This window comes from Acidianus manzaensis, assembly GCF_002116695.1.
GTDB classification, from domain to species: Archaea; Thermoproteota; Thermoprotei_A; order Sulfolobales; family Sulfolobaceae; genus Acidianus; species Acidianus manzaensis.
Genome location: NZ_CP020477.1, coordinates 2,242,501 through 2,265,888 on the forward strand (window position 1 = coordinate 2,242,501; position 23,388 = coordinate 2,265,888).

At 30.9% G+C, this 23,388-nt stretch carries 24 protein-coding genes and 3 tRNA genes (1 of these 27 only partly in view); 11 read left to right on the forward strand and 16 right to left on the reverse strand.

From position 1 onward, the window contains the following. From B6F84_RS11705 to B6F84_RS11715, 3 genes are all read left to right on the forward strand, one after another. A protein-coding gene (locus B6F84_RS11705) for a conjugal transfer protein (RefSeq protein ID WP_148692404.1) crosses the window boundary here: on the forward strand, positions 1 to 293 show its 3' portion. 121 nt of this gene lie to the left of the window's left edge; only the last 293 of its 414 coding nucleotides appear in the window; its start codon lies off the left edge, out of view; it ends in the stop codon at positions 291 to 293. A 247-nt stretch (positions 294 to 540) separates the two neighbouring features. Further along, complete coding sequence (locus B6F84_RS11710; protein WP_148692405.1) at positions 541 to 735, forward strand: helix-turn-helix domain-containing protein; 195 nt, start codon at positions 541 to 543, stop codon at positions 733 to 735. 62 nt (positions 736 to 797) lie between these two features. Beyond that, on the forward strand, positions 798 to 1,991 hold the full coding sequence (locus tag B6F84_RS11715) for an AAA family ATPase (protein WP_236748959.1): 1,194 nt from the start codon (positions 798 to 800) through the stop codon (positions 1,989 to 1,991). A gap of 211 nt (positions 1,992 to 2,202) precedes the next feature. On the opposite strand, the gene B6F84_RS11720 is transcribed toward B6F84_RS11715, so the two are convergent. Continuing rightward, entirely contained in the window at positions 2,203 to 3,099 is an 897-nt protein-coding gene (locus B6F84_RS11720) for an ABC transporter substrate-binding protein (protein WP_148692406.1), read from the reverse strand. Positions 3,100 to 3,291: 192 nt separating this feature from the next. Between B6F84_RS11720 and B6F84_RS11725 the strand changes: the two genes are divergently transcribed. Continuing rightward, positions 3,292 to 4,710 (forward strand): APC family permease, encoded by a 1,419-nt coding sequence (locus tag B6F84_RS11725; RefSeq protein ID WP_148692407.1) that lies wholly within the window; start codon positions 3,292 to 3,294, stop codon positions 4,708 to 4,710. Between the two features lie 24 nt (positions 4,711 to 4,734). Here the strand turns inward: B6F84_RS11725 and sdx are convergent, their stop codons facing one another. The 3 genes from sdx to B6F84_RS11740 all read right to left on the reverse strand — a co-directional run bounded on the left by sdx (position 4,735) and on the right by B6F84_RS11740 (position 6,557). Continuing rightward, a complete protein-coding gene (sdx, locus tag B6F84_RS11730) occupies positions 4,735 to 5,064 on the reverse strand; it encodes a sulredoxin (protein WP_148692408.1) in 330 nt (109 codons plus the stop codon). A gap of 448 nt (positions 5,065 to 5,512) precedes the next feature. Next, positions 5,513 to 6,076: a hypothetical protein gene (locus tag B6F84_RS11735; RefSeq protein ID WP_148692409.1), complete on the reverse strand. Its 564-nt coding sequence runs from the start codon at positions 6,074 to 6,076 to the stop codon at positions 5,513 to 5,515. 37 nt (positions 6,077 to 6,113) lie between these two features. Beyond that, a complete protein-coding gene (locus B6F84_RS11740; RefSeq protein WP_236748960.1) occupies positions 6,114 to 6,557 on the reverse strand; it encodes a hypothetical protein in 444 nt (147 codons plus the stop codon). Between the two features lie 491 nt (positions 6,558 to 7,048). Here B6F84_RS11740 and B6F84_RS11745 point away from each other — a divergent pair, with 491 nt between their 5' ends. Further along, entirely contained in the window at positions 7,049 to 8,041 is a 993-nt protein-coding gene (locus B6F84_RS11745; RefSeq protein ID WP_148692410.1) for a hypothetical protein, read from the forward strand. Between the two features lie 201 nt (positions 8,042 to 8,242). Here the strand turns inward: B6F84_RS11745 and B6F84_RS11750 are convergent, their stop codons facing one another. Continuing rightward, positions 8,243 to 9,052: a DMT family transporter gene (locus B6F84_RS11750; RefSeq protein WP_148692411.1), complete on the reverse strand. Its 810-nt coding sequence runs from the start codon at positions 9,050 to 9,052 to the stop codon at positions 8,243 to 8,245. 71 nt (positions 9,053 to 9,123) lie between these two features. On the opposite strand from B6F84_RS11750, the gene B6F84_RS11755 reads away from it, so the two are divergent. Then, the gene (locus B6F84_RS11755; protein ID WP_148692412.1) at positions 9,124 to 9,378 is read left to right on the forward strand and encodes a hypothetical protein; all 255 of its coding nucleotides are present in this window, start codon (positions 9,124 to 9,126) and stop codon (positions 9,376 to 9,378) included. Here the strand turns inward: B6F84_RS11755 and B6F84_RS11760 are convergent. From B6F84_RS11760 to B6F84_RS11785, 6 genes are read right to left on the reverse strand one after another with little or no spacing between them, the layout of a single operon-like run. Continuing rightward, positions 9,370 to 10,104 carry a glycosyltransferase gene (locus B6F84_RS11760; RefSeq protein WP_148692413.1) on the reverse strand — a complete coding sequence of 245 codons (735 nt, stop codon included), beginning with the start codon at positions 10,102 to 10,104 and terminating at the stop codon, positions 9,370 to 9,372. The genes B6F84_RS11755 and B6F84_RS11760 overlap by 9 nt on opposite strands. A gap of 49 nt (positions 10,105 to 10,153) precedes the next feature. Beyond that, entirely contained in the window at positions 10,154 to 11,215 is a 1,062-nt protein-coding gene (locus B6F84_RS11765; protein ID WP_148692414.1) for a nucleotidyltransferase family protein, read from the reverse strand. Continuing rightward, positions 11,212 to 12,981: a glutamine--fructose-6-phosphate transaminase (isomerizing) gene (gene glmS / locus B6F84_RS11770; protein WP_148692415.1), complete on the reverse strand. Its 1,770-nt coding sequence runs from the start codon at positions 12,979 to 12,981 to the stop codon at positions 11,212 to 11,214. Before glmS ends, B6F84_RS11765 begins: the two co-directional genes overlap by 4 nt. Before the next feature lie 19 nt (positions 12,982 to 13,000). After that, a complete protein-coding gene (gene mvk, locus B6F84_RS11775) occupies positions 13,001 to 13,957 on the reverse strand; it encodes a mevalonate kinase (RefSeq protein ID WP_148692416.1) in 957 nt (318 codons plus the stop codon). Further along, entirely contained in the window at positions 13,950 to 15,104 is a 1,155-nt protein-coding gene (locus tag B6F84_RS11780) for a threonyl-tRNA synthetase editing domain-containing protein (RefSeq protein WP_148692417.1), read from the reverse strand. Before B6F84_RS11780 ends, mvk begins: the two co-directional genes overlap by 8 nt. Continuing rightward, on the reverse strand, positions 15,101 to 16,366 hold the full coding sequence (locus B6F84_RS11785) for an MBL fold metallo-hydrolase (protein WP_148692418.1): 1,266 nt from the start codon (positions 16,364 to 16,366) through the stop codon (positions 15,101 to 15,103). Before B6F84_RS11785 ends, B6F84_RS11780 begins: the two co-directional genes overlap by 4 nt. Positions 16,367 to 16,422: 56 nt before the next feature. Here B6F84_RS11785 and B6F84_RS11790 point away from each other — a divergent pair, with 56 nt between their 5' ends. Further along, positions 16,423 to 16,776 (forward strand): nascent polypeptide-associated complex protein, encoded by a 354-nt coding sequence (locus B6F84_RS11790; protein WP_148692419.1) that lies wholly within the window; start codon positions 16,423 to 16,425, stop codon positions 16,774 to 16,776. Here the strand turns inward: B6F84_RS11790 and B6F84_RS11795 are convergent. Next, positions 16,748 to 17,461: a helix-turn-helix domain-containing protein gene (locus B6F84_RS11795; RefSeq protein ID WP_148692420.1), complete on the reverse strand. Its 714-nt coding sequence runs from the start codon at positions 17,459 to 17,461 to the stop codon at positions 16,748 to 16,750. The genes B6F84_RS11790 and B6F84_RS11795 overlap by 29 nt on opposite strands. Before the next feature lie 39 nt (positions 17,462 to 17,500). On the opposite strand from B6F84_RS11795, the gene B6F84_RS11800 reads away from it, so the two are divergent. From B6F84_RS11800 to B6F84_RS11815, 4 genes are all read left to right on the forward strand, one after another. Further along, positions 17,501 to 17,576 (forward strand) — tRNA-Pro (locus B6F84_RS11800). Positions 17,577 to 17,622: 46 nt separating this feature from the next. Continuing rightward, a tRNA-Ala gene (locus tag B6F84_RS11805) sits at positions 17,623 to 17,695 on the forward strand. A gap of 126 nt (positions 17,696 to 17,821) precedes the next feature. Further along, the gene (locus B6F84_RS11810; RefSeq protein WP_148692421.1) at positions 17,822 to 18,835 is read left to right on the forward strand and encodes a pyridoxal-phosphate dependent enzyme; all 1,014 of its coding nucleotides are present in this window, start codon (positions 17,822 to 17,824) and stop codon (positions 18,833 to 18,835) included. Between the two features lie 210 nt (positions 18,836 to 19,045). After that, positions 19,046 to 20,569 (forward strand): ammonium transporter, encoded by a 1,524-nt coding sequence (locus B6F84_RS11815; RefSeq protein ID WP_148692422.1) that lies wholly within the window; start codon positions 19,046 to 19,048, stop codon positions 20,567 to 20,569. A 95-nt stretch (positions 20,570 to 20,664) separates the two neighbouring features. Here the strand turns inward: B6F84_RS11815 and B6F84_RS11820 are convergent. The 4 genes from B6F84_RS11820 to B6F84_RS11835 form a co-directional block, all read right to left on the reverse strand. Next, a tRNA-Ala gene (locus B6F84_RS11820) sits at positions 20,665 to 20,738 on the reverse strand. 5 nt (positions 20,739 to 20,743) lie between these two features. Beyond that, complete coding sequence (locus B6F84_RS11825) at positions 20,744 to 21,226, reverse strand: phosphate-starvation-inducible PsiE family protein (protein ID WP_236748961.1); 483 nt, start codon at positions 21,224 to 21,226, stop codon at positions 20,744 to 20,746. Beyond that, the gene (locus B6F84_RS11830; RefSeq protein WP_148692423.1) at positions 21,196 to 22,449 is read right to left on the reverse strand and encodes an arginine deiminase family protein; all 1,254 of its coding nucleotides are present in this window, start codon (positions 22,447 to 22,449) and stop codon (positions 21,196 to 21,198) included. The genes B6F84_RS11825 and B6F84_RS11830 overlap by 31 nt, the downstream gene beginning before the upstream one ends. A 57-nt stretch (positions 22,450 to 22,506) precedes the next feature. After that, positions 22,507 to 23,160 (reverse strand): ParA family protein, encoded by a 654-nt coding sequence (locus B6F84_RS11835; protein WP_148692424.1) that lies wholly within the window; start codon positions 23,158 to 23,160, stop codon positions 22,507 to 22,509. Between the last annotated feature and the right edge of the window lie 228 nt (positions 23,161 to 23,388).

A 23,388-nucleotide genomic window follows, 5' to 3' on the forward strand; every position in this document is an offset into this window, starting at 1 on the left:
TATTTGGTCCTTTTAGTAAGGAATTAGATGAAGTATTGGATTCTTTGGTTGATCAAGGTGTTATTGAAGAGAAAGCTAAACCAATTAAGGATGTGTTAACTGGGTTGGTAATAGGCTATAAGAGAAGCTATATATTAAATGATGATAAAGATTCTCATGTAGAGGCTGAGGTTGAAAAATTCTTCGAAAAATGGGTAGTTAAGGATAGAAAAGAGATATTAAATTATGTCTATAGGAAATATCCACAGTGGACTAGATATTCAGTTATTAGAGATAAGGTATTAAGGGTATAAAATGAGACTTAAATCGATTTTTACGAATTTTATTATTGATGCTGTTGCGGACCTTCAGGCAGCTCGTTGTTTGGAAAATTGTTTATCTGATAATTTATTATTTAAAGATGAAGTAGAAAATAGAAAAATTTTCTTAATGACTGCAGAGAAATTTAGTAAAGCTCTCTATGAATTTTTGGTATTGTAAGGTAATTATGGATAAAAGGGGATAAGAAAAGGAGAGGATATTGTTATTGTAACTAATGAGTTGGATGAGAAGGAGGAGATTGTTTTAGATGCTATTAGGAAAGATGCTCGTACTCTAGGAGGAGTGATGAAGGCGACGGATTTGCCTAAGGTGTCAGCGTATAGGAAAATAAAGAGTCTTATAAGAAAAGGGTATGTTAGGGTAGAAGTTAAAGATGGGAAGAGATTTCTTTATGCAGGAGAAAAAAGAGGATAAAAAAGAACAAAAGTTAGGAGTAAAGGAGGATGTTTTGATATTTAACTTTAGTTTTATAAAAGGTGAAAGAAATTGTTAGATGCGAAAGGTTTATTTTATTGCTGGTACCAGCAATTTGTGGGTACCCGCAATTGTTCATATATGGAGTTCCTACTACGAATCCGTTTGGTAGAGAGAAAGAAATTGGGGTTTTGAGTAATTTTTTGAAGAGTGGTCAGCCAGTGGGGTTAATGGGTGTTAGGAGAGTTGGTAAAACGTCATTGCTTTTAGCTTCTTTGCATAGGGTTTCATTGCCTTATATTTATGTTTCGGCTGAGGAATTTACTTCTGGTAAGTCTTTTGATTTTTATTCCTTTGTTTCAAGTTATGCTGTTTCAGTTACTTCTGTTCTTTATTCTTTTGCTGGGTATAAGGTATTAATAGAAAAGGGAAAATCGGTTGTAAAGCAATTGAGAGATTTGATAGGGGCGGTTAAAGTTACGTTTAATATACCAGAGGTTTCAGCTACGTTGGATGTTACTTTGGATAAGGTTGAAAGGAAAAAGAGGTTAGAGGATGAGTTTCCGAAGATTGTGGATTTGCCTCAAATTATGGCGGAGAAGTTTGGTATCCCTAAGGTTGTTGTTGCTATTGATGAGTTTCAGTATTTAACTTTGGCTAAGCAGTCTATGCCAAATATTTTTCACGTTTTAAGGAGTAAGTGGCAATTTCATACTAGGGTTTCTTATGTTATATCTGGTTCGTTGATTGGTATGATGGATGAGTTACTTAATTCTAAGGATCAACCTTTTTATCAGTTTTTCTATTTGATGAAAGTAGAACCGTTATCGTCGAAGGCTAGTAAGGAGTTTTTAAAGAGAGGTTTTGAGTATTATGGAGTGAGAATTAATGATGAAGAGATTGATGAAATAATTAATTATGTTGATGGTTTGCCTGCGTGGTTGAATCTTGTAGGTTTGAAGATTGTTAATGAAAGGAAGAGCGTTGGTGATGTTCTTAATTCGTTGGTGGAGGATGTGAATGTGGTTAATGCTGTTGAAGGTGATTTAAAGAAGCTTTCTCCAAAGGCTAAGAGTGTTGTTAAGAAGTTGGCAATTTTGGGTGGTGAGGGAAGGCCTAAGGATTTAGGAGATGATAGGTGGGGTGTTATTAGGGCTTTGCAACAGCTTATTCGTTATGGAATTGTTGAGAAAAAGGATAGGGGAATTTATAAAATAATAGATCCTTTACTTGTTCATTATTTGAAAGGGGATTAGTTTGGTTTTAAAGATATTTTTATTGAAAATATTATTTAAATTGAATTGAATAAAAATTATTTTATCTTGTGTACTGTGGTTTTATAATTATTTTCGATTAAAACTACGTTATTTCTCTAAAAGGTGATGTTATATTCATCTATTATTTAGGAATTATAAGTTATGGGAAAATAAATCATAAACTAAAAGGAATAAGCAGTTATTTGGTTTTTTATTCTAATAGTTTTATTCCGTATTTTTTGTATATTTTTTGTTCTGTGTAGATTTGTTTCATTGCTTTTAGGAATTCTAGTGTTCTTTGGGATGCTCTGGCGTATAATGGTTCTACTACGTATACGTTTTTGTTTTTTGTTGCTGATAGGTCTTCAAAGCCTGGTAGTGATGTTATTTTGTCTATTTCTTTTAATGTTCTATCTACAGAGAAACTGCATGGCGATATTATTAAGTAGTCTGGGTTGAATTCTTTTATTGTTTCCCAGTCGTATTTTCCTCCTTGTCCTGCTGGTCTTGTTAGGCTTTTTGTCCCCATGTAGGATATCATGTCTGAGACCCATTTTCCTATAAGGTGTATTGGTTTTATCCATTCTATTACTACTGTTTTTGTTCCTTTTGCTATGTCTTTGCTTTTTTCTAATTCTGTTTGGAAGTTTTGTTGTATTTGTTCTGCTTTGTTTTCTTTTCCTATTGTTTTTGCTATTCTTTTTATTTCTTTTGGTATATCTAAAAATGTTGTGGGATTGTATATTTCTAATTTTGGTGTTAGTCTGAAGTGTTTCGGTGTTTCTTCTTTATTATCTTCTTTATTTGTTATTGATGGTACTGCGCATACTTCGCATAGTGCTTGTCCTATTATTATGTCTGGTTTAAGTTCGTAGATTTTTTCCCATAATGCTTTGTGTAGTGGTTTTCTTTGTTTTATATGCTCTGTTACTATTCTGTCTATTTCTTCTGATGGCATTGAGTTATCTATGTTAATTAACTTTTTGGTTACTTTTGGTTTGTTCTTTACTTCTTCTGGATAATCTGAGTCTTCTGATACTCCTACAATATCATCTGAAAGATAGGATACTATTTCTGTTGTTGCTGGGTCTAGTGTTACTATTCTCATAAATATATGGTTAGTCTATCCACTATTTAAATGCAGATAGGAAATTAAAAGTTGATATAATTTTAGGAGAATAAAGAAATGTTTTTCCTAATTGTAAAATTATTTGATATGTTTTGTTTAGTTATGCTTTTATACTGGATACTCTATACATATAGTACTGGATAGCTTATCCAAGCCTTTAGGTGAAGGTAAATGGGGACGTTTAGTAAAAAAATAGGGTTATTAGAAAAAGATGTGTTGAATTTTTTTGATTTAATAAATTTATCGACTTCTAGTGTTGCTCCTACTTTTAGCATAGCAGCAGCTTATGGTAGTATGGTAGCGATAATGGGTCCTTCAGCTATAACTGCAGTTGTTATTTCTTTTCCATTTTTTCTTTTTGCTTCGATAATATTTAGAAAATTAAATAGATTGTCTCCTCATGCTGGAGCGTCTTATCATTGGGGAGCTAGGTTAATAGGTAAAAAATATGGTGGGTTTCAGTTCTGGATAGTTACATTAGCTTATTTTCTTTCTTTACCACCAATAATAATCCCAGCTGGAGAGTATACTTTGGATTTTTTGTACAGGATAGGGTTGATAAGTAGGGTTATGGAATTAAGCATATTTTGGGATTCGATTGTAGGAATAATTTGGGCTATAATAGCTGCTATACCTTTAATATTAGGAGCTAAGCCTACAGCTAGATTTACTGAGATATTTCTAGTTATAGAATTAATGATATTATTCGCATTTATAATAATTGGGATTTATGAAATGCCTTCTCATATTGTTAATCAGTTTAGTTGGAGTTGGTTTTTCAATGATAGTATGATTAAAAGTAATTTTTTTGATGTAGCAGCTACTATGGTTATTGTTGCGACTATTCTTGATGGATGGGAAATAGATAGTTATTCTTCTGAGGAATCTAAAAAACCTACTAAATGGCCTGGTACTTCTGGCATAATCGGGTTAATTACAGTGTTTGTTATTTATATGATTACAATGCCTATAATGAATATAGAAACACCGATTTCAGCATTATCTTCATCGGTAGATCCTTTAGCTAGATGGGCTTCATACGTTATTCCTCAGTATGTGTGGCTTTTGGATATAGCTGTAATAGCGTCTACTGCTTCGTCATTGTGGTTAACGGCTTTTATATTATCAAGAGCCTGGTATGCTGCTGGGAGAGAGGGATTAATGCCTAAGCCATTTGGCTGGACTAGTGAAAAGTTTAAATCTCCTTGGTTTGCAGTGATTTTTATAACTATTTTGGAAGTTATAGTGCAACTTTTAGAATTGTCTTCACCTAGTGTAGAGTCTTTCTTTGGATTAGTTTTGACTGCTGCAGGTGCGTTTTTGTTAATGGAGTTTAGTGTTGATTCGATTACGGCAAGTATAGCGCTAATAAGGAGAAAAGAGAAAGGTGTATTGAAAATATTGGCTCCGATTACTGCTTTAGGTTTGATAGTAATTATTGCTCTAGGTATAGTTAATGCCGGAGAGGCTTTTGGTTACAGTAGTGTAGATTATGCTGTTACGATTTTCTCTTTGCTTTTTCCGGGTATAATATTTATGTTTAGAAAATATAGGATCATAAATATAATAGAGTCAAAAGAAAATATTTGACGGTATATTTATTTATCTTGTGTTTTATACGTCTACTTCTATCCATCCATTGTTGTCTCTTATTTGATATGTTTTTAATCCTAACTTTTCTTTTGGAGCATCCGGTGCTACAAATGGTGGCTCTAACATTTTTCCTGTTTTTAAATCAAATAGTGCTTGATGGCATGGACATCTTACTGTTAGGTTTTGTTCATCTAAAATGTGTATTATGCATCTAGCATGTGTGCATGCTCCGTCTATTGCGTATAATGTTCCATTTATATTTGCCATGAAAATTACTTTATCTTCAACTTTTACGGGTGCACTTTTTACTTTTTCAAGAATTTTGGCTGAGATTGTTCTTTTCCAGACCATGTGTTCAACTTTCTTTTTTGCTTATAGGTTTTTGTTTATAAGCATTATAATAATTTAGAAAAAGTATATTTTATTGGAAGTTTTATAATGATTGATATTTAACATTTATAGAAATATTTATTATTCTAGGTTATAATCTAAGAGATTAGCTTTTAATTTGACTTTTCGAATCAGCTTGAAAGATTGATAGTTTGTATTAATTTAGTATTTTTTCAGATACAACAGAATATTTTAAAAAGTATTAGTAATGTTAATTATAAGTCAGAATCCTAGCATAGTTACATGATTACTACCTAAATAAGTTGATCAACAAAAATAATCAAATAAGATAGAAAATAGTTGCAATAAATTATTTGAAGCAATATCAATTTCTAATATTCTGAGACTATTATGGGTAGAAGTTACTTCTACTGGTAGAAGTAAAGAAAGGATATGGAGAAAAAATGTTTTAGAAATTATACCACGATCTGCTTCTTACTGATTTTAATCCTTCTTTGAATACTGCATACGTTACTATGAATCCTATTGCTAGACCAAAGCCTATTACTATTATTACATCTATTATTGAAAAGTCGCTTGAATCAATAGCTTTTCTAGCTGCCTTTACATTTGAAAAGAAACTTGTTATGTATTCCCAGGCATCAAATATTGTTGCAAAGGCGTCGTATATTGTGATAAATCCTGAAAGCCAATTTCTGTTTTTTACTGTTGATACGAAGGAATAATATGTTGCTATTACTCCCCAAAAGATTATTGCTAAGCCGAAAAATAGATAGGAGCCTGCGAGTAGGAATACTGCTGATGCAATGCTTATGTAGCCTAAATATGCTAGGATGAAAGTTATTACTATAATAAACACGTAAGACATTGGTAGAAATCCGCCTAAAACGTAAAATATTCTTCCTAATGTTCTTCTATAGCCTGCTATTTTACCTGCATTATAGCTATTCCAAATAGAGATGAAGATATCAATTATTAAAAATATGATATCTAGTAATAAAGTTATATTCATAATCTAAGAGTGTAAAACTAGATAAAATATTTTATCATTAGCTGTTGCTTTTTTCTTCTTTTTGTTGTTCTTTTGTTTCTTTTTGTTGTTCTTCTTGTTTTTGTTCTTTTGTTTGTTTTTTCTCTTCTTTCTTTTCTGTCTTAGGTTTCTTTATTCTTTCAGTTTTTATTTCAAAGTATAATTTTGCATTATTTCCATTACATTCTACTGTCATTAAATTTTCTGATTTGTTTAATTTTCCGCATTTTGCGTCATAATCTTGAGCTAGTCTAGATATAAATTCTCTTACGTTGATTAGTTCTCTAAATTTTAATCCTTCTAATTCTATAGAATTATCGTTAACAGTTAATTTTGGAGAAATTATATTACCATTTTTCTTATATGTAAAAGCTTTTACAAGTCCATTTTTTAGGCTATTCTCTTCTTTTTTAGCGTCCTTGATTTCTACTTTGGCCTTAACGTTATATTTTACAACTTTCATAAGTCAACTTTCTTCTTCCTCATTTTAAAATTGTCTATGCAGATAAAGAAGGATATCTAAAAAACTCGGTACTTAACTTTATTAGTCTTTTATTTAATACAACTTTCAACACCCCAAGTTATTTTTCGTGCACCCCCCACTTTCTTTGACTTTAATTGAATTTTTTGTATGTATTGATCTGTTGACAAATTTATACTTGTAAGTTATAGTATATTTTACTTCTTTACATAATACCTTAAAACTTAAACAAACTATGATATCTAAAACTAAACATAATTTATAATTATGGTTATCTGTGTACTTAAACAAAACACAATGTTTAAGATTTATCGTAAATTGTGAATAGAAAGTTAGAATAGATAACTTTATATATCAGTTTTCAAATAGAAAAATTTTCTGTTATTAGGCTTTAGGCATTTTATGGAAATTATCCGCATTAAATTCTTCTTTATTTTGATGAGTTTTTTATATTGCTGATTATCTTTTATTTTATGCTTAAGTTTCTGTTCTTGGTTGTTTTAGCTGTATCTTTAATTCCTGTTGGAAATTCTCCCTCTGGGATTGTTTATCATCATTATGTATATGTTGCTAATTACAATTCTAGTACTGTATCTGTTATTGATCCTTCCACTGATTCTGTTGTTAGTAATATTCATGTTGGAGAGAAACCAATTGATGCTGTATGTGCTAATGGTTATGTTTTTGTTTCTGACTCTGGTTCTGATCAAGTTTCTGTTATTAAAGGTGAATCAGTTATAAAGAGTATTAATTTGACTTCTTCTCCTTATTCTTTAGCTTATGATAATAAAACTAATGAGGTTTTTGTAACTGAACCTGATACGTATTCTATTGTAGTTATTAATGTTAATAATCTGTCTATTGTAAGGAGTTTTAGTCTGAGTTTTTCACCTGGAGCTATAGTTTATGATTATTTAAGTAATGAGTTGTATGTTGCTCAGTTACCTCTAGGTAAGATAGGGAATGTTTATGTTTTAAATCCTAGTAATGGAAATGTGGTTAATAGTTATTCTATTGGTGGATATCCTGCTAATTTAGGATGTTTTGATGGTAATGTTTTTGTTGCTAGTTGGTATAATAATAAGGTTTTTATAATTAATTCTTCTGGTGTTTATAATTTTGATGGTGGTCTTGCTCCTTTTGGTATAGTTTATGATCCTAATGATGGATATTTGTATGTTTCTGATATTGGTACTAATTCTGTTTTAGTTATGACGACAAGCGGTAAGGTTGTTGATAATATAAGTGTGGGAGATAGGCCTAGTTATATGGTTTATGCTGATGGAAAGATTTTTGTTTCTACTACTTTATCTAATGCTGTTTATGTGATTCCTCAAGTTTCTCCTCCTTCTTTGCCTATAAGTTTATATTTACTTATTGGTGGTTCTATTGCAATTCTCGTTATAGTAGGTTTTATTGCAGTTAGAGTGCAACTTAGAAGTGATGCATCGAGGAAAAGGAGATGATTTATAATTATCTAAAGACTAGGAAGAATTATTTAATACATAGATCTTGGATAATAGGAAATATTTTTCAAGTGGATATAAATTTTTACTTCTTTAATCTTCATATCTAATAGAGTATCATATTCTCAAATATGATATTTATTGTTATGATTCTAAGAAGATTATGTAGCAATTACATGAAAGTTTAGTGATTATTAGGAATTATTTCTTATATATTGTTATTATAATAATTGATAGAATTATAAGTATTGATCCTATAATTTCTTGTATGTTTGGTATTTGTTTGAATAATGGTATTGCTAATAGTGTTGCTACTACTGGTTCTAATAATCCTATTGTTTCTATGTACTGTGGTTTTACTTTTCCTGAGGAATAAATTACTGAGGTATGGCCTATTAAAGTTGGTATGAATATTAAACCTAATAAGGATAATATTGATATTGGATTTATTTGTCCTATTCCTTGATATATGAATAAAGGTAGTGAAAATATTGATGATGATATGTATATCTCTGATGTGAGTTGTAATGGGTTTTCTGTTGACGAGTTTTTGCTTAAAAGTGTTGTATATAATGCTATTGTAAATGCTGATATTAATGCCAGAATGTTTCCTAATAGATATCCAGGAACTATTGGATAGTTCATTATGAGTACTCCTATAAATCCTATTAATGCTACTATGATGTCTATTTTTTCTGTTTTGAATTTTCCTATTGGGGATAATAATATAGCAAAGAAAGGGGATGTTGAGACTAGGACTGTAGCATCTATTATTGTGGTTTTGTATACGCTTTCTATAAATAATATCATATGTATTGATAATAATAATCCGAACGGAGCGTATGTTATTATCTTTTTTATGTTTATTTTACCTAAAGAAAGTATTAATCCTGCGATAAGGAATCTAAATAGGGCTATTGCGCCAGGCGTTAAGTTAGAAAATTTAATGAATATTGCTGCTGTGCCAAATGAAATTCCACCTATAATTAGTATGCTATAGTACTTATTCACGATTTTGATTTCGGTTTTTTATATTAAGTTTTTTCTTTTGTGCTTATTTTTTAGTTTTGCAATTTAATGTTATGAACGTAGAAGATAAGGTAAGGATGTCTGAAATAAAGAAGAAGATAGTTGTTTCTATGTATAAAATGGGTAATGGCGAGAATGTTAGTTTATCTTTTAAGGATATTAAAGATTCTTTGAGTATATCTACTGATGCTTTGAAGTTAAATTTGAATGATTTGGTTTCTGATGGAGTTCTGAAAAAAGCTAAGTCTAAGTATATTTTGACTGAAATTGGCTTAAAAATTGCTAAGGATTTGATTGATTCATCTTAGTTTTTCTAGGATGAAGTTTTGCGCCTTAAGGTATGTTTTTGTATTTAGTACTTTTTTAAATGGTGAGAAGTAGACTCTAAGTTTGATTATAGATAAAAACATTAGTATGATTACTTTGAGTAAGCGTTTAGATATTTTGCTATTGGTTTCATCATGTAAGTAACTTATTTCTATTTCTTTTGTTTTAAAATGATGTTTTCTAAATAAGTATACTAAGTTTACATCAAATAGTAAATCATTTATTATTAGATCGTTTACTATGGTTTTCACTTTATCTTTTTTTAATATTTTTATTCCAGATTGAAAGTCAGAGAAAGAATGTAAGCATGGAAAGAAGATTTTAACTATAATTATAAAGGCTCCGTGAAGAAATCTTCTTTTTAATGGCATTCCTAGTATTTTTCGTTTGGGTATAACTAGATCATAATCATTGCTTTGTTCTATTAGTTTTTCAAGGTCTTCTACTGTTGTAGGAAAATCTGCATCTATTAACATTATTTTGTCTCCAGTTGAAATTTCTAAACCTTTTTTTATTGAAGCTCCTTTTCCTAGTCTTTTTGAATTTTTTATTACTTTTACGTTGAATCTTTTTGCTATTTCTGCTGTTTTATCGTTTCCTTCAAAGACTACTACAATTTCTGAGTTAGGAAAGAGTTTTTTTAGCTCTGCTAGCGTGTTTGCTATTCTTTTTTCTTCATTGTACGCTGGTATTACTATAGATAACATTAAATAGAAATAGCACGTTTCATTTAAAAATTTTATTTTATATAATACATTATTTTTTAAAGTTTGGTCCTATTATTGAGCCATGTGGTATTTCCTCACCAGGAGATATTAGTGCTCCTAGTTTGTTCTCTTTGCTTCTTACAGGGTTTGCTGGGTAACTTACTGTTATTGTTGATGCTCCTATTTTAGTGTTTTTACCTACAACAGAAAATGTTAAATAACTTTTTGATCCTATTTCCGCTTTTTCTCCTATTAGTGAATGTGTTATTTCTGTGTAAGCTCCTATCTTTACGTTTGCTTCTATTGATGTATAATCTCTAATTAAGGAATATGATCCTATATATGCTTCTTTTCCTATATATGCTGGTCCTTTTATTACTGCATAATCGTCTACTATTGCTTTATCATCTATTATTATTCCTTTGCCTATTATTGCTGTTTTTGAAATTTCTGCATTCTCAGAAATTATTGTTTTTTTATCTGATAGTAGTAATTCTATTGCATTTATTAAATCTTCTGGATATCCTATGTCTATCCACTTGCCTGACCATATGAAATATCTTGAGGAGTTTGATAGTGATTTAAAATATTCTAATAAATCTGTGAAATCTCCTTTTGGAATTATATAAGCTCCTGCTAATGCTAGAGTAGTATTTTCTTTAGTTATTTCTATTTTATTATCTATTATTTTTGCTAATCCATATGTTTGCATTCCTTCGTAAACTGGGACTAGTGAGAATACTGCTTTTGAGCTTCCAGTAACATATGAATTCATTAGGCTCATGTAAAATTCTGGAGGGGCTATTATGTCTCCAAATGCTAATAAGAATGTTTCATCGTCTATTTTTTCCATACCGTCTTTTACTGCTCCAGATATTTCTGGAGTTTTTTGATTAACTATTTCGTAAGAAATATCTACGTTAATTTCTAGATCTTTTTTTGTTTGATCATTTGTTACGATAATAGCTTCATTAACTCCTGCCTTTTTTATTCCTTCTAGAGCATATGATATAATTTGCTTTCCCAATATAGAAATCGTTTCTTTTTGTTGATTTTTAGTATATGGATATAATCCTTCTCCTTTTCCTGCTGCTAGAACTAAGGCTTTCATTCTACAGTCACCGTTTTTGCTAGATTTCTAGGTTTATCTGGGTCATTTCCTCTTTTGACTGAAGCGTAATATGCTATTAATTGGATTATAGGAATTATTGCAAATATTGACAACTTTTCATCTGTTGTTAGTAATAATTCCTTATCTGTATTTAATTTTTTATTTACACTTATTCCGTAAGTTATTGCTTTTCTAGCTTTCATTTCTTGTACATTATTCTGTAAGTCTTCTGTCAATTCTCCATCGTTTATAAATATTACTGGGAATCCTTTTTCAACTAGAGCTATTGGACCATGTTTGCTTTCTCCTGCAGGATATGCTTCTGCATGCAAATATGCTATTTCTTTTATTTTTAGTGCTGCTTCCATTGCTAATGGTAGTGATAATCCTCTGCCTAGATAATAAGCGTTATTTTTTGTTGATAATTCTTCACCTATTAGTCTAGCTTCTCCTTGATAATTTAATGCATATCTAATTATTTCTTTTATTTTTGATAAATACGAATAATCTTTTTGAGAAATGAAATTATATAATAGCATAAGTGCAGCTACTTGAGACGTGAATGTTTTTGTTGCTGCTACTCCAATTTCTGGTCCTGCTCTAGTATAAAGTTTAACGTCACTTTCTCTAGCTATTGCGCTTTCTATTATATTGGTTAATGATATTATAGAAGATCCATTTTGTTTAAATTTTTTAATTGCTTGTATTACATCAAGAGTTTCTCCACTTTGGCTTATTGCCAATATGACGTCTTCTTCTGTAGTTTTAAGGTTATAATATTCTGATGCAATAATTGGAAGTGCATTGTACCCTTCTCTTTGGAGTAAGATCGAGAATAATAATCCAGCATGGTAGCTTGTTCCTGCTGCAGTTACTATTATTCTTCTAGCTGAATTTATTAACTTTACACTTTCCTTAATTTTATCAATTTCTGCTATCATTCCTGATATTGTATCTTCTACAGCTATCGGACTTTCATGGATTTCTTTTAGCATATAGTGTTCAAATCCTTCTTTAGATGCTGCTGAAGCATCCCAAGTAATTATTTTTGTTCTATCTTCAATTTTTACTGGTTTTCCAAAGTTTTCTATATATACTTCTTTATTCGTTATATATCCTATATCTCCATCTATTAAGATAATAATTTTATTAGTGTATGGTAAGAAACTTGGTATATCACTTGAAATAAAATTCATTTTATCTGCTATTCCAATAACTAGAGGGTTATCCTTTTTTGCGAAATATATTTTGTTTTCTTCATCTTTTATAATAGCTAGAATTGCATAAGTACCTTGTATTGCTTTTACAGCTGACTGGAAAGCTTCAAAGTTTTTCATTCCTCTTTTTTTGAATTCTTCTATTAAATGTGGAATTATTTCTGTATCTGTCTCACTTTTGAAAGTATGGCCTAAGGAAATTAGTTCTTCTTTTAGTTCGTTAAAGTTTCTTATTGTGCCATTATGAATAACTGCAATGGAATTTGTGCAATCTGTGTGTGGGTGAGCATTATAGTCTGTTGGCTCTCCATGTGTAGCCCATCTAGTGTGGCCTAGGAATGTGTCTCCTGACATTGATAGAATGTTGAGTTTTTTCACTACTTCTTCTAATTTTCCTTTTGCTTTTCTTATTTCTATTTGGTTATTTTTAATCGAAGCTATACCTACGCTGTCATATCCTCTATATTCTAGTCTTTCTAAGCATTGCACTGTTATGCTTGCTAATGCTTCTTTCTTGTCCTTTGCTATTATTCCTATTATTCCGCACACAAGTATATTACTATTTTTTCTAATTTATTTCTGTTATCGTTACTCCATCGTCTATTATATCAGAGTCTATTATTTTTGCTCCTATAGTTGAAAGTAAGATCTTTGCTCTTTCATCTTTTGTGCATATTATTGATCCTCCACCTCCTCCTCCGCTTATTTTGCAACCTAAAATTCCTAGTGTTTTTGCTGTTGATACTAAATTATCTATTGGTGGTAGTGTAACTCCTAATGCCATAAGTAAACCGTGGTTTATGTACATTAGTTCTCCTAATTCTTCTTCATTTTCTTGATATATAGCTTTTTTTGCTTTTTCAACTATTTTTCCTATAGTGGATATTATCTGGTTAAATAGATCTTCATCTTTTTCTCTTATAGATTTTACTCTTTTTAGCGTTTCTGCTGTTGTAGCTATTCTCCTTATATATCCGGCTGTAATGTTGAGTTTTTTATTAATCTTTTCATATCCCTCTTTTGGAGGGAAATACATTATTCCTCCTAATGCTGTAGTATAAGTATCCATTCTACTGCCTAATCCTCCTTGTACACTTTTTTCAATTTTATACGATATTTTAGCTATTTCTTCTTTTTCTAAATCAAGGCCGAGAAGTTTTGAATACCCTGCTACTGTACCAACTACTACTGCTGCGCTAGTTCCTAATCCTACTGACGGTTCTACTGGTGATTCTATTTCTATTAACGCATTTTTTTGTTTTCCTATTTCATCTTTGAAATAATTTATAGTAGAAAGGATGTATGAAAGAATCTTCCCTGTTTCTTCACTTTCTAATTTCATTTCATCTAAATTTACCTTTATTCCTTTTATCGATAGTGAGTTTGATTTTAGTATCATCTTATCGTTTGGTATAATTCTTATTTTCATTTTCTCAGATATTGTTGCAGCTATAGCAGGTTCTCCGTAAACTACTGCATGTTCTCCAAAAAGCGTTATTTTTAGTGGGATTTTGACTTCAATCAAACATTTTCACCGGTAAATTTTGCTTTAAAAGTAGTTTATCTTCATTTTTTATTATGCCTGCAATTTCTTCTATTGTTAAGCTTTTTTGTTCATTTTTGCCTCTTATTCTTACTGTTAGTGCATTTGTTTTTACTTCTCTTTCTCCTACTATTGCTATAAAAGGTATCCAATCCATTCCTGCTCTTCTAATTTTGTTTCCTAGACTGTCTTCTTTATTATCAACTTCAGCTCTTATTTGTTGTGAAATTAGTTGATTAGCGAAATTTATTGCTTGCTCTTCAAATTCTTTTTTAACTGGTAATAATCTTACGTGAATTGGAGCTAACCATAGTGGTAATGAAGGAGTATCGTTTTTCTTTGCGTTAAGTAGGATATAGTACAATAAGTTTCCCAGGTCTATTGATATTCCATTATTTACTTTTTCCCAGATTTTATATGTATTTTTGGAATCACTAAATTCTTCCGGGAAAAAGTCTTCTGGATTCTTTGTTATTATTATTTTTATTTTAGGGTCTTCATTTACGCATGGTAATTGTCTTCCTTCTTGTTTAATGTATTTGATAATCATGATATTTTTATTATTTTGTTCTATTTTGTCTGTATTTCCTATTATTACACTTTCTGGTTTTATTATTTCCTTTATATATTCTATTACAGCTGTTTTCATGAATGACGCTTTAGCTGAGTACGGAAATCCAAATTTTTCGCATATTGCCATTTCTTCCGATTTAGAATATTCTACAGTTTTTGTTATTCTTCTTGACAATTCACTTAAGGGATGTCCGTAACAGGAAATTGAAAATGCCTTATACCATCCAAACGGAGCTCTATATACTTCTACATTATTCAATTTTTTTTCTACTTCCTTCAAAATTTCTATAGCTTTTTTAGGTTCTGCTAAGTTAGAAGAAAGGTGAGCATAGGGATAGATAACTACGCAGGAAGCTTTAACTTTTGAAAAAATATCATTTATATTTTCTATAGCTTTTTTAACTGTTTCATTGTCATCTTCTTTTTCTACTGTTGTAAAAACTACTAAAGCATTATTTTTTTGCAAAGCTGGTAGATAATCTTCTTCAGCATTTTCTATAGCTTTTTCTTTTACTTCGTAAGAAAATTGTGATGCATGAATGAAAAGTTGTATCATAGCTGTATTTCTTGTCCATTTTCTGGTACTAAAACTTCTACTCCTAATTCTTGTTTAACATATTCTGCGAAAACTTGTGCACTATCTGCTGATGAATGTTCAATTATTACTTTTTCTAGGTTTCTTGATGCTTTAAGAATTTGCAATAACTGATCTTTTCCTGCATGGCTAGAAAAGTCAAATAACTGTAATCTGGCTTTTAACAGTGGTGAGTTCTCGTCGAATTTTCCTAGTTCTAATAATTTTCTACCTGGAGTGTTATCAGCTTGATAACTTACTAAGAACAACGCATTTTTTGGGTTTTCTGATAATTTCTTAAAATAATATACTGCTGGTCCACCTTTTAGCATTCCTGCACTTGCAACTATAACACCATTGCTTTTCCAGGCTCTATTTCTATCCTTCCATCCATCAACGTAATGAAATTCGTTGTAAGCTTTCTTTAATGCGTCATAATTGTTAATATACTGTTTATTATTTATCATGATTTCCATTATTTTTTTAACCATTCCATCATAATAAACCGGGTATTCGATATTTCTTTCTGCTAATAATGATAATATTTCTTGACTTCTTGATAAACTAAAAGCTGGTACTAAAACAGTTCCACCTTCTTCCAAAACTTCTATTACTGATTTGTAGAATTCGTCTTCTACACTTTGCCTTTTTGGGTGATTGAATTTTCCGTAAGTAGCTTCGGTAATTATAACTCTAGCGTCTTTCATTATTTCTATTTCTGCTGGTTTCATCAGTTTAGTATTTGCTATGTTAATGTCTCCAGTATAAGCTATGTCACCTTTATCAGATTTAACTACAGTTATAGCGCTACCTGGAATATGTCCTGCACTTGAAGTCACTATTTTGAATGATGCTAAGTCAAATTCTTGACCATAATTTATTGTGTTAAAGTTGTCCATTGTTTTCTTTACTTCAACCCACTCATATGGTACTCGAGCTCCTGAAAGTTTTAGAAAATCTTTTAGAATCAGTTCTCCAATTTCTTTAGTTATTCCAGTTCCAAACAAAGGTTTTGTGGTGGATATTTGATAAATAGGCAAAGCTCCAACGTGATCAAGGTGAGCGTGAGAAACTACGAATCCTTTAACTGCTGAAGGCAATTCCTGCAAAGGAAAATTCGGCGTGTCATCTAAATTAAAATTGACTCCATAATCTAGGATTACGCTTCCATCAGGACCGGCAACTTCAATGGCTGATCTGCCTACTTCTTGTCCGCCACCTAATATTTTGAGATGATAACTCATTTGTTAAAAATTGGACACCGCAAATATTAAGTTTATGTATATTCAATATTTTATTGATGGCAAAGATTAGTCAAAAGGATTTGAAAAATTTGCAAAGAATGGGGATAAAAGCAGAAAATATAGATGCAATAAGAGTTACTATAGAAACTAAAGATGAGTTAATAATAATAGAATCTCCTATAGTAATGAAGACTAGCGTTATGGGTCAAGAGGCAATCCTAGTTTCTGGAGGTCAAACAAGAACAGAAAAGAAAGCTGAAGAAAGCAATAAGGTAGAGATAAAAGAAGAAGATGTAAAGTTCGTGATGGAGCAGACTGGTAAAAGTGAAAGTGAAGTTAGAGAAGCATTAGCTAAGACAAATGGTGATATTGCATCTGCAATTATGCTTTTAACTGGCCAAGGGTCTTGAGCGATTTCAAAAGTTCGTCTTCATCTTTCTTTATAGATACTATTATGTTTATGCCTTCTTTATCAGCTAGGTCTATTGCTAATGGATCCATTCTAAGTGGTTTATGAAAGACAACTATTTTTGGTTTTACTGGAGATATTTTTAACGCTATCATAGGTGATCTACCAGAACTAACTTTAGTAAATATTATTACTTTATTAAATATTAAAGATAGAAATTGATAAAATTCCATTCCACTTAGTGAAGTAATAGCTTCAAGACTATTTACTACTACAAAGCCGTAAATTTTTGACAAATTTATTGTTGTATTTAATGGTATTCCATCAATGGCTATTATTAAATCGTCATAGGTTATTGGAGTTTCAAAATCTCTCATATCTAATATAAAAGGGAAATTTAGAGTGAATGCTTTGCTTAATTCAGTTATTATTTTAAATCCTCTTTTTTCATCGATTTCTATTAATCCTTCTACAAATTTTTTTATAAATCCACTGCCTGGTTGCCTTCTATTATTTTCGTAGTTAGCTATTACTGTTTGTGAAATACCTAGATGAGTAGCTAGTTCTTTTTGTGATATTCCAAACATTTCTCTCCATTTTTTCATTGATAAACCTATATTACTGCTCCATACGATATCTCCTACAATTCTTTTTCCTATAAGCTCTATAACGTAACTGTTACTCATTAAAAATATTAAAGAATAGAGACAATATAAATTAAAAGTGGGCCCGTAGTCTAGCCAGGATGAAGACGCGACGTTCGGGTCGTCGTGATCCCGGGTTCAAATCCCGGCGGGCCCATTAAAAAATTTTAAAAAGGGAAAAGGTAATATAGAAGGAAGTAGATGGGCCGGTGGCTCAGCTGGAAGAGCGTCCGCCTTGCAAGCGGAAGGTCCCGGGTTCAAATCCCGGCCGGTCCATTACCTGAATTCTGCTGATTATATTCTGATAGAAATATTGTGTAAGTCAAGAGGCAAATGGTATTAAAATATTGGATTTAAGATATCCGATAAAATCTTTAAAAAAAGTTGTATAATTAACATAATATGAAAGTAGTCTGCATGCGTTGTGGAAAAGAAAGGGAAGGTTATGAGTTAAGATGTAAAAGATGTGGAGGTCCATTTAAGGTAGATATCGAGGACTTATCTTTTAGCAAGAATTTAAGAGAAAATTTTCCTTATGTAAAGAATTGGATCTCTTTAGGCGAATGGAACACACCTATGATAAAGGGCAATAACTTATTTTTTAAATTGGATTTTCTAAATCCTACTGGCAGTTATAAGGATAGAGGTAGTACAACTTTAATTTCGTATTTAGCTCAAAATGGAATTAAGAAGATTTCTGAGGATTCTTCCGGTAATGCCGGCGCATCTATCGCTGCTTATGGTGCTGTAGCTGGAATGGATGTTTCTGTTTTTGTTCCTTCTAGTTCTAGAGGTACTAAGTTAAAGCAAATTGAAAGTTACGGTGCTAAGGTAGTTAAAGTCAATGGCAGTAGAGAAGATGTTGCCAGTGCGGCTGAAAATTCTGGTTATTATTATGCATCTCATGTTCTTCAGCCTTATTTTAGGGATGGTATAAGATCTTTAGCTTATGAAATAGGTATTTCTATGAATTTTGAATCTGATTTTTCTGTATATTTGCCTACTTCTGCAGGTACTTTACTTCTTGGGGTTTATGAGGGATTTATGCATTTAGTTTCTCAAGGTTTAATGAAGGATATGCCTAGACTAGTATCAGTTCAAACTGAGCAAGTTATGCCTTTATGTGCTAAAGTTAATCACTTAGAATATAAACCTCCAGAAAGAGTCACTTCTATTGCTGATGCTTTAGTTTCTACTAGTCCCTTTTTGTTGAATGAAATGGAAAGCGTTATAAGAAAATATGGAGATTGTATAGTTGTTAATGATAACGAAATTATTGATGCTTGGAAAGATTTAGCTAGAAAAGGTCTTCTAGTAGAATATAGTTCTGCTACTACTTTAGCAGGATATTATAAAGATAAGGCTGAGAAGTCTATATTAATCCTGACTGGTAGTGGGCTTAAATCTATACAATAGAGTATAAGCAAATAATATTTTGCTTATGCGACATTATATCTGATTAATATTTGAAAAGAAATTTGCTTAAAACTTTTTATTTACTTAAGCCTATTTGATAATGAAGAATATCTAAAACGTAAATTTTTTTGCCTATATTTCTAAAAAGTTTATATGCAGATTATGAGAATTGCTTTTATTCAGTTTATACTTTTATGTTTTCGGTAGAGAATGGAAAGAAAAACTTTACTAAAAATATTGTCCATTTCAATATTTGTTATACCAATTTTATTTACTATACATTCGTTTTCTCAGTCAGTAAGTCAATCAATTGCTTCTTTAAATCAATCGATAGCAGCATTAAATAATAGAACTGCAGATTACCCTGCAGCTTCTGTTCCGTCCTGGTTAAGCCTTGGGAGCAATTCTTGGATGTTAACTGCAGCTACTTTTGTTGGTTTACAAAGTGTTCCAGGTGTAGCACTATATTATGCTGGTTTATCTAAGAAAAAATATGCAGTAAATAGTGCATTAATGGTATTCTATGCCTTTGCAGCTGTTTTAATAGTTTGGATGATTGCTGGATATAATTTCGGTTTTGGTAAACCAACTTTGGAGATAAATGGATATGGAATTTTAGGTACTCCTTTACCAGCATGGCCAGGCACTTATGAGGCATCGCAAACTATATATGGTCCATCTAATAGCCCTATTGATATTCCTACATCCACATACATCTTTTTCCAGTTTGTATTTGCAGCTATAACTCCAGTGCTATTAGCAGGTGGAGTTTTAGAGAGGATGAATTTCAAAGCTTGGATGGTTTTCGTTCCTTTCTGGTCTTTACTAGTATATAGTCCAGTAGCGTACTGGCTATTTGCAGGTGGTTGGTTAAATCAATTAGGTGCTGTAGACTTTAGCGGAGGTTATGTAATACATGTAGATGCTGGAGTAGGTGCACTAGCAGCTGCTTTAGCTGTTGGACCTAGGCTAGCATCTGATAGGAAATTAGAGGCTCATAGTCTACCATTAATTTTAGCTGGTGCAGGTCTAATATGGCTAGGCTGGGATGGATTCAATGGAGGTGACCCAGGTGGAGCAACTATAGATGCAGGTATTGCAGTATTAAATACTAACATAGCTACTGCTGCAAGCGCAATAACATGGATGTTAATGGATATGGCATTTTTTAAGAAACCCACTTTAGTTGGTGCTACTTCTGGAGCTATAACTGGTTTAGTAGCTATAACTCCTGCAGCTGGTTATGTTAATGGATTATATTCGATAATAATAGGCATAGCATCTGGAAGTATTCCTTGGTTAGCTCTATATAAGCTAGAACCAAAATTAAAGGTTGATGATACTTTAGGTGTATTTTCTACTCATGGAATAGCTGGCATACTAGGTGGTTTATTAACTGGTATATTTGCTGATCCTGCTGTAACTGTGTATATTGATCCAGGACTACATGGTGCTCTGTATGGAAATTGGTATCAGTTGGGTATACAAGCAGCAGCTGCAGCTGTAGTATTTGTTTATGATTTTGCTATAACTTTTGGTTTGCTTAAACTAATTGGATTATTCATTCCATTGAGAGCCTCGCCAGATACTTTACAAATAGGAGACTATGCTATGCATGGTGAGGTTGCTTATTCTGAGCTATTAGCTACATTACCTACTCAACAAGGTGAGGAAGAGAAAAAAGAAGTAGTTGAAAAGACTCAAAAAGATGATGAGACTAACGAAGGTAAATAAGTCTTTTTTTCCTCTTTTGGTTTTTTCCAATTTCTATTTTTCAGAGCTGCAATGTATCTTCACTAGTCTAGCCGCCCATCGATCATCATTTTATATGGACCGACCGGGATTTGAACCCGGGACCTCCTGGGTGCGAGCCAGGCACTCTTCCAGGCTGAGCTATCGGCCCATTATTTACTTATTCTTCTTTTTGCTTATTACTTTTTCTGTTCTACTTAGTGCATATCTACCAAGTGATATTATTCCTATTACTATTCCTATTCCTATGAGATATGTTAATGTTATTGTTTCTGTGAATACTCCTATTATAATTTCTCTCAATAAGAAAGAAATTGTTGCATCCATTACGTAAATTACGCTTCTTCCTTTTCCTCTAAAGAAGTCTACTACGCTTAGATATATTTCAAAGAATATTATTATTAATAATGAGTTTTCTAATATTATTGTAGCTTCTTCTAATAGGCCTTGTGGAATAGATTGTATTGCTTGAATTATAACGAATATGAAAACTAATGCTAGTCCAACGAATAATAAGGCTTGAACTATTACTGAGGCTATCTTTATTATATTTTCTGGTGTAATTATTTTTCTGATTAGTTTTTTGTACTCGTTCAATTTTTTATTATCTAGTCTTTTTTTATCGGCATTGTCATGCAATGTATTCCACCAAATCCTCCAGTTAGTTCTGAGACATCTATTGTAATGTATTCGATTCCTTCTTCCTTTACTTCTTTTTTAGCTGGGAAGAAATCATTATTAAGTTTTAGTGACGAATACTGAGATTTTATTATATTTTCTAGATCTGTATATTTTTTCATTTCTAAATATTGTATTACATTTTTCATGTTTTTTTCTATATCAGGAGTTATAATTTTTCCGTTATCTATTGTAAGAAAGTTTGAGGAGTATGCTAGCTGTTCAGCTAATGTTATATTGATTATTTTCATTTTTTTATCTTTTGTTAAGTAATCTAGAAGATTTGTTTTTTGTCTTAATACTAAATTATTGTTATTCCTTGTATAAACGTGGATTAGTGTTTTTTTGAGGGTATCTAAATTTCCTACTATTATTCCTTCTTTTGGTGAATTTAAGTACATATCGAGATGCATTGTAAGCATGTAATCGTTAGTATTTTCTATTTCAGGATTGTATGCTATAACTATTTCATTAAAGTCTAATGCATCAGTTATTTGCATTATTCCACTTACAGTCGTTCTTTCTCCTGATCCTATTATAACAAAGTCTTGGAATGGCATATAATCTCCTCCTTCCAAGTAGCCTGGTTCGTTAACCTCCTTTATTATATTTTCTGATAATGCTTTAAATACTAGTTTTATTAGTTCTGTTTCTCTTCTTCTTATTCTTTTGCTCATTCTACCTATTACGGGTCCTTTGTCTGTTATTATTGCTGGATCTCTAACAAAGTATAAGTTTGCTAATGGTTCTTCGTTTAGTACTCTTGGTGTATATTCTGGTATTCCTAATGCTTTATGCGATAGGACAATTGGATTTAAAAGGATTATATTAAATAATGTTTCGGAGTCTATTAATCCTATATCTTTTTTGAATTCTTGCATTTCTTCTTCTATGGCATCTCCTTCGAATCTAATGAAATTCATTGCTGTATTTTCTAGAATGTTTTTAAATTCGGAATTTTTTTCTGTATTTGATATTATTAGATCTTTTAGCTTTAATATTTCTATTCCTAGACTTTTTAATGTTTCTTGGAGTTTTTTATGTTGTTGTACTGCTTTTATTATATTAAATCTTCTCATATAGAGAAAAGTATCTGGATCTAGAATGCCATAGAACATTTCTATTCCAGGCTCATGTAAAAGTAATGATCTAGTCCTTTTCCATTCTGCTGTAATCTTTAGCATTATACTTTATCCGATTATATAATATATAAAAGTAGAAATGGAGTATTTTTATACTTGCTATAAAAGTTTGTTTATTTTATAGTAAATTGGATAAATATCTTTTGGGATTGGAGTGTTCCAAAATCCCTTAAACAACATTTCTCTATAAAATTTTATAATGAATATTTCTCTATAAAATGTTTTTATGTCGTTATCAAAGCTATCTTCTTTGCTTCTATTTATTACTAATCCAAGGATGGAATATGATAAGTCAGAATTTTGTGCTATTAAATTAATATAATTTGGCACAGCGTGTATTATATAATTCATTGGATCAGATATTGGTAGAAGATAGTTAGTAGAGTTTGTTGTCTCTTTAAATATTGTAGATTCTAATTGTATTGCTGGAATGTTTAAGATTGTTGGATATTCTACTAGAATAATATCCTTATCTTTTAGGATATCGGAATACCTATTATAGATTTTTTTTACATTTTTTGGTATATTTTTACTATAAAATGATACTATTGAGATATGATCTTTTTCTGTAAAATAGTCTAGATCGTTATCTATTATGTTTCCTGATATATTAAATAATCTTGATAAAGTCATAGAAGTTGAAAGATCGACAATTAGTACTTTATACTTTTCTTTAAAAAGAAGAGATAAAAAATATATTATGCTAGATTTTCCTACACCACCTTTAGGGCTAAATACTAATATCCTTATCATTATAGTATTAAAGTAGTTTTTTAATATATATTATTTTTTTCAGATTTTCAATTACTATATGCAAAAATCGTTGTTTCAAGTTTAGTGATATTTATTCTATTATATTACTATTTTTTGGAAGCCTTTGCGTTTATTATTCTAGCTTAGTATATTATAAGCAATTAATTTCTACTAATTTAAGTCTTTTGAGGTCAATATTTATTATTCTTCTAAAAACTAAATAATTTT

Coding starts and splice junctions, on each gene's coding strand:
- B6F84_RS11790 (WP_148692419.1), top strand. CDS start 16,423: ATGGCAAAGATTAGTCAAAAGGATTTGAAAAATTTGCAAAGAATGGGG.
- B6F84_RS11745 (WP_148692410.1), top strand. CDS start 7,049: ATGCTTAAGTTTCTGTTCTTGGTTGTTTTAGCTGTATCTTTAATTCCT.
- B6F84_RS11785 (WP_148692418.1), bottom strand. CDS start 16,366: ATGAGTTATCATCTCAAAATATTAGGTGGCGGACAAGAAGTAGGCAGA.
- B6F84_RS11815 (WP_148692422.1), top strand. CDS start 19,046: ATGGAAAGAAAAACTTTACTAAAAATATTGTCCATTTCAATATTTGTT.
- B6F84_RS11720 (WP_148692406.1), bottom strand. CDS start 3,099: ATGAGAATAGTAACACTAGACCCAGCAACAACAGAAATAGTATCCTAT.
- B6F84_RS11830 (WP_148692423.1), bottom strand. CDS start 22,449: ATGCTAAAGATTACAGCAGAATGGAAAAGGACTAGATCATTACTTTTA.
- B6F84_RS11765 (WP_148692414.1), bottom strand. CDS start 11,215: ATGAAAGCCTTAGTTCTAGCAGCAGGAAAAGGAGAAGGATTATATCCA.
- B6F84_RS11795 (WP_148692420.1), bottom strand. CDS start 17,461: ATGAGTAACAGTTACGTTATAGAGCTTATAGGAAAAAGAATTGTAGGA.
- B6F84_RS11780 (WP_148692417.1), bottom strand. CDS start 15,104: ATGATACAACTTTTCATTCATGCATCACAATTTTCTTACGAAGTAAAA.
- B6F84_RS11755 (WP_148692412.1), top strand. CDS start 9,124: ATGAACGTAGAAGATAAGGTAAGGATGTCTGAAATAAAGAAGAAGATA.
- B6F84_RS11740 (WP_236748960.1), bottom strand. CDS start 6,557: ATGAAAGTTGTAAAATATAACGTTAAGGCCAAAGTAGAAATCAAGGAC.
- B6F84_RS11835 (WP_148692424.1), bottom strand. CDS start 23,160: ATGATAAGGATATTAGTATTTAGCCCTAAAGGTGGTGTAGGAAAATCT.
- B6F84_RS11725 (WP_148692407.1), top strand. CDS start 3,292: ATGGGGACGTTTAGTAAAAAAATAGGGTTATTAGAAAAAGATGTGTTG.
- B6F84_RS11810 (WP_148692421.1), top strand. CDS start 17,822: ATGAAAGTAGTCTGCATGCGTTGTGGAAAAGAAAGGGAAGGTTATGAG.
- B6F84_RS11760 (WP_148692413.1), bottom strand. CDS start 10,104: ATGTTATCTATAGTAATACCAGCGTACAATGAAGAAAAAAGAATAGCA.
- B6F84_RS11735 (WP_148692409.1), bottom strand. CDS start 6,076: ATGAATATAACTTTATTACTAGATATCATATTTTTAATAATTGATATC.
- sdx (WP_148692408.1), bottom strand. CDS start 5,064: ATGGTCTGGAAAAGAACAATCTCAGCCAAAATTCTTGAAAAAGTAAAA.